Raw genomic sequence first — 6,535 nt, forward strand, 5'->3', positions numbered from 1 at the left:
CGGAACGTTGACTAGTTTGGAGCCAAATAAGGCGCGGCTCGAGCGAAGGGCCGCTGCGTTGGGGGAAGCGAGAGCATGATGAGGATCGTGGCGGCGCTGTTGGCGGTTGGCGCAGTGCTTGGGGCGGGCGGCGCGCCGGCGCTGGCGAAGGACAAGCCCGCAGCGGCCTACAAGGCGCCCCGGCTGGCGGGAACCTCCCATCCCGATCTGAACGGCGTGTGGCAGGTGATGAACGCGGCCGGCTGGGACGTCGAGCCCCACGCCGCGCGCGCGGCCCTGCAGATGCGTCCCGGTCCCTATGTCCCGCTGCCGGCCAAGGAAGTGCTGGCGCTGGGCGCGGTGGGGGCGGTGCCCGGCGGCCTGGGCGTCGTCGAGGGCGGGGAAATCCCCTACACGCCCGAGGCCAAGAAGCAGCGCGACGAGAACCGCGCCGACTATCTGAACCGCGATCCCGAGATCAAATGCTACCTGCCGGGCGTCCCGCGGGCGAACTACATGCGCCTGCCGTTCCAGATCTTCCAGTCCGACAGCTCGATGATCATGGCCTATGAATATGCGGGCGCGGTGCGGAACATCCTGTTCGACGACCCGGGCCCTGCGCCGGTCGATTCCTGGATGGGCCAGTCGGTGGCCAAGTGGGACGGCGACACCCTGGTGATCAAGGTCACCGGTCTGAACGACCGCACCTGGTTCGACCGGGCCGGCAACTTCCACTCCGATCAGATGACGGTGGAGGAGCGTTACACCCCCGCCGGGCCCGGCGTGCTGCGCTACGAGGCCACCATCACCGACCCGCAGACCTTCACGCGCCCCTGGAAGATGAGCATGAACCTCTACAAGCACGTGGGGGAGGACGCTCAGCTCAACCAGTTCAAGTGCGTCGAGTTCGTCGAGGAGCTGATGTATGGCGACCTTCGCAAGCAACCGGTGAAATAGACTGAACAAGCATCCGGCGTTTGGAGGCCAGGAATGAACAGGAAGACCCTCATCATCGCAGGGGCCGCGGCGGCGGTCCTGGGCGTCACGGCGGCCGGCGGCGCGGCCTGGGCCCACCATGCCTTCGCCGCCGAGTTCGACGGCAAGGCTCCGGTCCTGCTGCGGGGCAAGGTGACCCGCGTCGAGTGGATCAACCCGCACGCCTGGGTCCACGTGAACGTGGTGGGCGACGACGGCAAGGCCGTGGAGTGGATGGTCGAGGGCGGCACGCCCAACACCCTGCTGCGCTCGGGCATCGACCGGAACTCGCTGAAGCCCGGAACGGAAGTGATCGTCCGCGGCTACCAGTCGAAGGACAAGCTGTGCCGTCCGGCCTGCAAGGCCAACGGCCGCGACATCACCTTCGTCGACGGGCGCAAGGTGTTCATGGGCTCGTCCGGCACGGGCGCGCCCAAGGACGGCGCCGACCCGACCGAGAAGTAGGCGCGGCACCATCGCCGGATACGGAAAGGGGAGCCCCGTGGCTCCCCTTTTTCGTTGGGCGCTCGAGGGCTTGGGTTGGCTGATCGGGCCGCTGCGGCCCGGTCAGCGCGACTGCAGCTGCAGCAGCGAGTCCCACATGTCCTGGGCGAAGCGGATCACCGACAGGTTGGCCGAGAACTGGTGCTTGGCCGAGATCATCTCGACCATCTCGTGCTCCACGTTCACGTCCTTGCCCTCGACGCCCATGGTGGCGATCTGGGTGGCCGAGGCCTCGAAGCGGCGCGACGCCGCGGTCAGGCCGTACTGGGCGGTGACGATAGGGTCCATGCGGCCACCCTGCCACCGCGGCGGTTAACCGGCGGCTGAGCAATGTGGTGAACGCCGCGGGAATCCGCGCGGCGCGGCGGACGAAATGGCGCTATCCTGCCGCCCGCATCCCAGGAGGTCCCCATGCGCGCGATGGTTCTTGCGGCGATCCCGATGATGGCCCTGGCGGGCGGCGCGGCGGCCGAGGCGCCCGCCACCACGGCCCAGTGCCTGGAATCCACCGGCCGGCTGATCCCCGCCGTCTGCCAGGTCCCGGGAAGCCGCCTGGAATCGCGCGAGCAGATCTGCAGCTGCCCCAACGGCGGCGAGCGCATCACGGTGGCCGTGTGCGGCAAGGACCAGGCGCCGCCGCCGGAAGGCAAGGCGCTGACCATCGCCCGCCGCGAGGCCATGCGCGACGGCAGCCTCGTCGGCGACACCGTGGCCGGCCAGCCGATCTGCGTGCGGCCGCGCAGGCCCTGACCTCGAGAGCCCGTCAGGGTGAAGTGGATACCGGTTCACCCGCCCGGACGGGCTCCATATGCTTGAAGATAGAGCCTTCTCGTCCGGATCAGGTGATCCCACCTGATCCGGGAAGGCTCTAGCTCAGCGCGGCGTAGGTCAGCTTCTGGAACATCGGGCAGCCGATGCGGCCCGTCGGGCGCTGGCCCTGCATGGCGGTGACCGCTTCCGGGCCCAGCGGCATGGAATCCTGGATCAGGTAGATCAGGATCAGGTCGTTCTTCGGGTCGGCCTGCCACCAGGTGCCGAAGGCGCCCGGCCAGCCGAACGCGCCCTCGCCGCCGGCGCCCATCCATTCGTGCTTCTGGGAATCCATGACCATCGACAGGCCCAGGCCGAAGCCTTGGGACAGCCAGAACGGCATGCCCATGAAGGTGTGGCTGCGCTGGACCTCGGTGAGCCGGTTCTTCGCCATCTCGTCGACCGTCTCGGCCTTGAGCAGGCGCACCCCATCCACCTCGCCGCGGCCCATCAGCATGCGGGCGAACTTGAGGTAGTCGTCGGCCGTGGAGATCAGGCCGCCGCCGCCGCCCTCGAAGGCGGGCGGCGTATCGGTCAGCGGCAGCGAGACGTCCTTGAGAGGGCCGCCGTCGGCCGGCGCCTGGTAGAGCTTGGCCAGCCGGCCGCGCTTCTCGGGCGGGACCCAGAAGAAGGTGTCCTTCAGGCCGAGGGGATCGAACACGCGCGCCTTCAGCACCTCGCCCAGCGGCTTGCCCTCGATGCGGGCCACCAGGAAGCCGAGGACGTCGGTGGCGTGGCTGTAGTGGAAGCGCTCGCCCGGCTCGTAGGAGAGCGGCAGCTCGCCCAGCGCCTTGAGCCATTCGTCGGGGCTGAGCGGATTGACCAGGGGCGAACCCAGCTTGGCCTCGTGGGCGTGGGCGATCGGCCCCACCGAGGTGAAGCCGTATGCGAGGCCCGCGCGGTGGGTCATCAGGTCTTCGACGGTGATCTCGCGCTGGGCGGGCCGGGTCTTGTCGAGGCCGCCGGCGGCGTCCTCCAGCACAAGCATGCCGGCCAGTTCGGGAATCCATTTCGTGACCGGGTCGGAGAGCTTCAGCTTGCCTTCCTCGACCAGCTGCATCGCCGCCACGGTGGTGACCGGCTTGGTCATGGAAGCGATGCGGAAGAGCGTATCGCGCTCCATCGGCAGGCCGCCTTCGATATCGCGCTGGCCGATGGCGTTGACCTGGACGATCTCGCCCTTACGCCAGATGAGCGTGACGACGCCCGAGAGCGCGCCCTGGTCGACGAGGCCCTTGAGCGCGGGCGCAATGCCCGCCAGGGCGTCGGTGTTGAAGCCGGCCGGGGCCTGGGCGCCGTCCATCGGAAGTCCTCCCTTATCGCTGATCACCATAGCGCCGGGCTCGGACGTCCGCGTCAAGGGCGCGTCGCGCCTTGCGTCCCGTGCGCGAACGGGGTCGTAAGGAGGAAATGGGGCGCGCGGACGGCGCGCTCCGCTCTTGCGCCGCCGTCCGGGAGCCCATGTCCGACCCCATCTCCGTCACCAAGCGCCTGACGCTCGCCGGCGCGGCGGCCGCCCTGACGTCGGCCTGCTCGCCGCTCAGCCTGTTCGCCACCCTCTCGCCCAAGGATCCGGCGCGCCTCGCCGCGCAGGGGGAGCCCTATGGTGAAGGCGCGCGGAGGCGGCTCGACGTCTATTCGCCGCCGGGCCGGCCCACGGGCGCGCCGGTGGCGTTCTTCTTCTATGGCGGCTCATGGGATTCGGGCCGGCGCCAGGACTACGGCTGGGTGGGCCGCGCCTTCGCCGCGCGCGGCTTCGTGACGGTGATCGCCGACTACCGCCTCTATCCCGAGGTGCGCTATCCGGGCTTCCTCGAGGACGGGGCAGCCGCGGTCCGCTGGGCCGCCGACAACGCCGCCCGCTTCGGCGGCGACCCGACCCGGCTGGTGCTGAGCGGCCATTCGGCCGGCGCCTACAACGCCGTGATGCTGGGCCTGGACGGCGCCTGGCTGGATGCGGCCGGGGTCGATCCGCGCCACGTCCGCGCCGTGGCCGGCCTCTCGGGGCCCTACGACTTCCTGCCGCTCCAGGGCGAGATCACCAATCGGGTCTTCGGCGGGACCGCCGACCTGGCCGCCACCCAGCCGCTGGCCCATGTGACGCCGAGTTCGCCGCCGGCCTTCTTGGCCACCGGGGAATCCGACGACACCGTCTGGCCGAAGAACACCGTGGCCCTGGCGCGCCGGCTGCGCGAGGCCGGCGTGGAGGTCGAGGAGCGCCACTATCCCGGCGTCGACCACGTCCGCATGGTGCTCGCGCTATCGCGCCCCCTGCGGGGCCGCGCGCCGGTGCTGGACGAGATGACCGACTTCCTGCGCCGCCACGCCGCCGGTTGACGCCGGCGCGCGCCGCGCCCACATCGGGCCGCCGCGGCGGGGGCGCCAAAGGAGGTCGGACATGCGTTCGAAGCCATCACATCCGGCAGGGTTCGCGGCGCTCGCCGCCGTCGGGCTGGCGCTGGCCTCGTGCTCGCCCAGCGGCCCGCCCGGCGTCGACCGGGCGAAGCTCGACGAGGAGGTCTCGCGCGCCATCGGCGACCCGGCCACCTGCGTGCTGATCGGCAAGAAGGGCTCGGGCAAGCTGCTCTACCGCTACAACTCGGCCACCACCTGCGGGCGGACGCTGCCGGCCTGCGACCGGCCCGAGCGGATCACGCTCACCGACCTGCTCGACGCCACCGCCAAGGACGGCCGGCCGCGGCGCCTGAGCTGCGACACCGCGCCGGACCACTCCAAGGGCGTGGGCTGGGCCTCGGGCCCGATCGAGGGCACCGACTGGGTCTACGCGGCCGTCATGGAAGGCAACCGCGTCTTCCCCGGCCTGATGATGGCCGACCGGCTGGACGGCGCCTTCCGCCGGGCCGGCGTCTCCAAGCCCGCTCAGGCGCCGAGTTCGTAGAGCCCGCTCACGTCGACGCGGACGGTCAGTTCGCCCGGCGCGACCGAGGTGTCCTCCTTCATGCGCGCGGCGGCGAAGGCGACCATCGGCATGGGCGGCCGCGGCGAAACCGTCCCGCCCTCGCTCAGGGTGACCAGCCGCGCGACCCGATGGCCTGTGGCCTTGGCGTAGAGCTCGGCCTTGGCGGCCAGCGCCTTGACGGCGGCCAGGCGGGCGGCGTTCTCGGCCTCGGTCGAGTCCTCCAGGCCGAAGTTGATCCCCTGCACCTGGTTGGCGCCGGCGGCTACGGTGGCGTCGACGGCGGCGCCCAGCTTCTTCAGGTCGTGGACCGTGACGGTGACCTGGTTCGAGGCCTGGTAGCCGATCAGTTCGGGCGCCTGGTCCTGCTGGTAGCGGTACTGGGGATTGAGGCTGAGGTTCGAGGTCTGGATGTCCTTCCCCGCGATCCCCGCCTTCTGCAGGCTGGCCATCACCGCCGACATCTGCCGCGCATTGGCGGCCATCGCCTCCTGGGCGGTCGCGGCCTGGGTGGAGACGCCCAGCGAGATGGTGGCCATGTCGGGCGCGACCTTGGTCTCGCCATAGGCCGAGAGGTTCAGCGTGGTGGCGCGGAACATGGCGTCGGAAGCGGCGGCGTCCTGCGCCAGGGCCGCCGGCGCGGCGGCCGTGGCCGCAAGGGTGAGGCCGAGCGCCGCGGCGCGCATCAGGGTCTTCATGATCACTCCTGTCCAAATCGAGGCGCCGAGGCTGGCAGGCCCAGCCTGAACGCAGGCTTTAAGCGCCGTGCAGGCCATGGTAACGCGCCGGACGCGCTACGGGGGCCTGTAGCTCAATGGTTAGAGCCGGCCGCTCATAACGGTCTGGTTGCAGGTTCGAGTCCTGCCGGGCCCACCAGCCGCGCTTTTTCAGGGGTGTTCAGACGGTTTCTGATCACTCCACTAAACCATTAGAAACACTTAGAAAACGCTCACGGAAAAGTGTGATTCCGGTTCGGCAAGTTGGGACCATTTCCAGAACGTCTCTGGTATCCTGAATGGCCCGATACCATCAAATTTCGGCCCGATACCAGCAGCCATGCCGCTCACCGATGCCAAAATGTTCCGCCTGCACGCGGCCCATGCGGGCGCGTCGAAGACGACTCACAAGCCCCGAAAGGTCACGGACTGCGATGGCCTCTACATCCTGCTGCAGCCTACCGGGTCCCTGCTTTGGCGTTTCGCATATCGTTTCGACGACAAGCAGAAGGTCCTGGCGCTGGGCAGTTACCCCGACCTTTCGCTGAGGCAGGCTCGCAAGGCCGCGGACGACGCGCGCGACCTTCTCGCTGACGGGCGCGACCCGGCGGTCGAGAGGAAGGCCGCGAAGGCC

The 6,535-nt window shown here is 69.8% G+C and carries 9 protein-coding genes and 1 tRNA gene; 7 read left to right on the forward strand and 3 right to left on the reverse strand.

What is annotated here, in order from left to right; translation table 11 throughout:
• The first annotated feature begins 75 nt into the window (after positions 1-75).
• The gene (locus GC203_RS06490; protein ID WP_293452667.1) at positions 76-936 is read left to right on the forward strand and encodes a hypothetical protein; all 861 of its coding nucleotides are present in this window, start codon (positions 76-78) and stop codon (positions 934-936) included.
• A gap of 33 nt (positions 937-969) precedes the next feature.
• Complete coding sequence (locus GC203_RS06495; protein WP_293452669.1) at positions 970-1,419, forward strand: DUF6152 family protein; 450 nt, start codon at positions 970-972, stop codon at positions 1,417-1,419.
• A 102-nt stretch (positions 1,420-1,521) separates the two neighbouring features.
• On the opposite strand, the gene GC203_RS06500 is transcribed toward GC203_RS06495, so the two are convergent.
• Positions 1,522-1,746 (reverse strand): flagellar basal body rod C-terminal domain-containing protein, encoded by a 225-nt coding sequence (locus tag GC203_RS06500; RefSeq protein WP_293452671.1) that lies wholly within the window; start codon positions 1,744-1,746, stop codon positions 1,522-1,524.
• Positions 1,747-1,869: 123 nt separating this feature from the next.
• Here GC203_RS06500 and GC203_RS06505 point away from each other — a divergent pair, with 123 nt between their 5' ends.
• Positions 1,870-2,208 (forward strand): hypothetical protein, encoded by a 339-nt coding sequence (locus GC203_RS06505; RefSeq protein ID WP_293452672.1) that lies wholly within the window; start codon positions 1,870-1,872, stop codon positions 2,206-2,208.
• Positions 2,209-2,326: 118 nt separating this feature from the next.
• Here GC203_RS06505 and GC203_RS06510 read toward each other — a convergent pair whose 3' ends face one another.
• The gene (locus GC203_RS06510; protein ID WP_293452673.1) at positions 2,327-3,571 is read right to left on the reverse strand and encodes a serine hydrolase domain-containing protein; all 1,245 of its coding nucleotides are present in this window, start codon (positions 3,569-3,571) and stop codon (positions 2,327-2,329) included.
• 158 nt (positions 3,572-3,729) lie between these two features.
• On the opposite strand from GC203_RS06510, the gene GC203_RS06515 reads away from it, so the two are divergent.
• On the forward strand, positions 3,730-4,605 hold the full coding sequence (locus tag GC203_RS06515; protein ID WP_293452674.1) for an alpha/beta hydrolase: 876 nt from the start codon (positions 3,730-3,732) through the stop codon (positions 4,603-4,605).
• Positions 4,606-4,666: 61 nt separating this feature from the next.
• Positions 4,667-5,167, forward strand: coding sequence for a hypothetical protein (locus GC203_RS06520; RefSeq protein WP_293452675.1), 501 nt, complete (start codon positions 4,667-4,669; stop codon positions 5,165-5,167).
• Here the strand turns inward: GC203_RS06520 and GC203_RS06525 are convergent.
• Positions 5,149-5,883, reverse strand: coding sequence for an SIMPL domain-containing protein (locus tag GC203_RS06525; RefSeq protein ID WP_293452676.1), 735 nt, complete (start codon positions 5,881-5,883; stop codon positions 5,149-5,151). The two genes, GC203_RS06520 and GC203_RS06525, sit on opposite strands and share 19 nt — an antisense overlap.
• 102 nt (positions 5,884-5,985) lie before the next feature.
• Between GC203_RS06525 and GC203_RS06530 the strand changes: the two genes are divergently transcribed.
• Positions 5,986-6,061: transfer RNA gene (locus GC203_RS06530), tRNA-Ile, on the forward strand.
• A gap of 180 nt (positions 6,062-6,241) precedes the next feature.
• The coding region (locus GC203_RS06535) for an Arm DNA-binding domain-containing protein (RefSeq protein WP_293452677.1) at positions 6,242-6,535 on the forward strand (294 nt) is incomplete at its 3' end.

The organism is Phenylobacterium sp. (genome assembly GCF_016124325.1).
Taxonomy (GTDB): Bacteria; Pseudomonadota; Alphaproteobacteria; order Caulobacterales; family Caulobacteraceae; genus Phenylobacterium.

Bases quoted from the DNA above. Each gene is read 5' to 3' on its own strand.
- GC203_RS06490 (WP_293452667.1), top strand. From the start codon at position 76: ATGATGAGGATCGTGGCGGCGCTGTTGGCGGTTGGCGCAGTGCTTGGG.
- GC203_RS06495 (WP_293452669.1), top strand. From the start codon at position 970: ATGAACAGGAAGACCCTCATCATCGCAGGGGCCGCGGCGGCGGTCCTG.
- GC203_RS06500 (WP_293452671.1), bottom strand. From the start codon at position 1,746: ATGGACCCTATCGTCACCGCCCAGTACGGCCTGACCGCGGCGTCGCGC.
- GC203_RS06505 (WP_293452672.1), top strand. From the start codon at position 1,870: ATGCGCGCGATGGTTCTTGCGGCGATCCCGATGATGGCCCTGGCGGGC.
- GC203_RS06510 (WP_293452673.1), bottom strand. From the start codon at position 3,571: ATGGACGGCGCCCAGGCCCCGGCCGGCTTCAACACCGACGCCCTGGCG.
- GC203_RS06515 (WP_293452674.1), top strand. From the start codon at position 3,730: ATGTCCGACCCCATCTCCGTCACCAAGCGCCTGACGCTCGCCGGCGCG.
- GC203_RS06520 (WP_293452675.1), top strand. From the start codon at position 4,667: ATGCGTTCGAAGCCATCACATCCGGCAGGGTTCGCGGCGCTCGCCGCC.
- GC203_RS06525 (WP_293452676.1), bottom strand. From the start codon at position 5,883: ATGAAGACCCTGATGCGCGCCGCGGCGCTCGGCCTCACCCTTGCGGCC.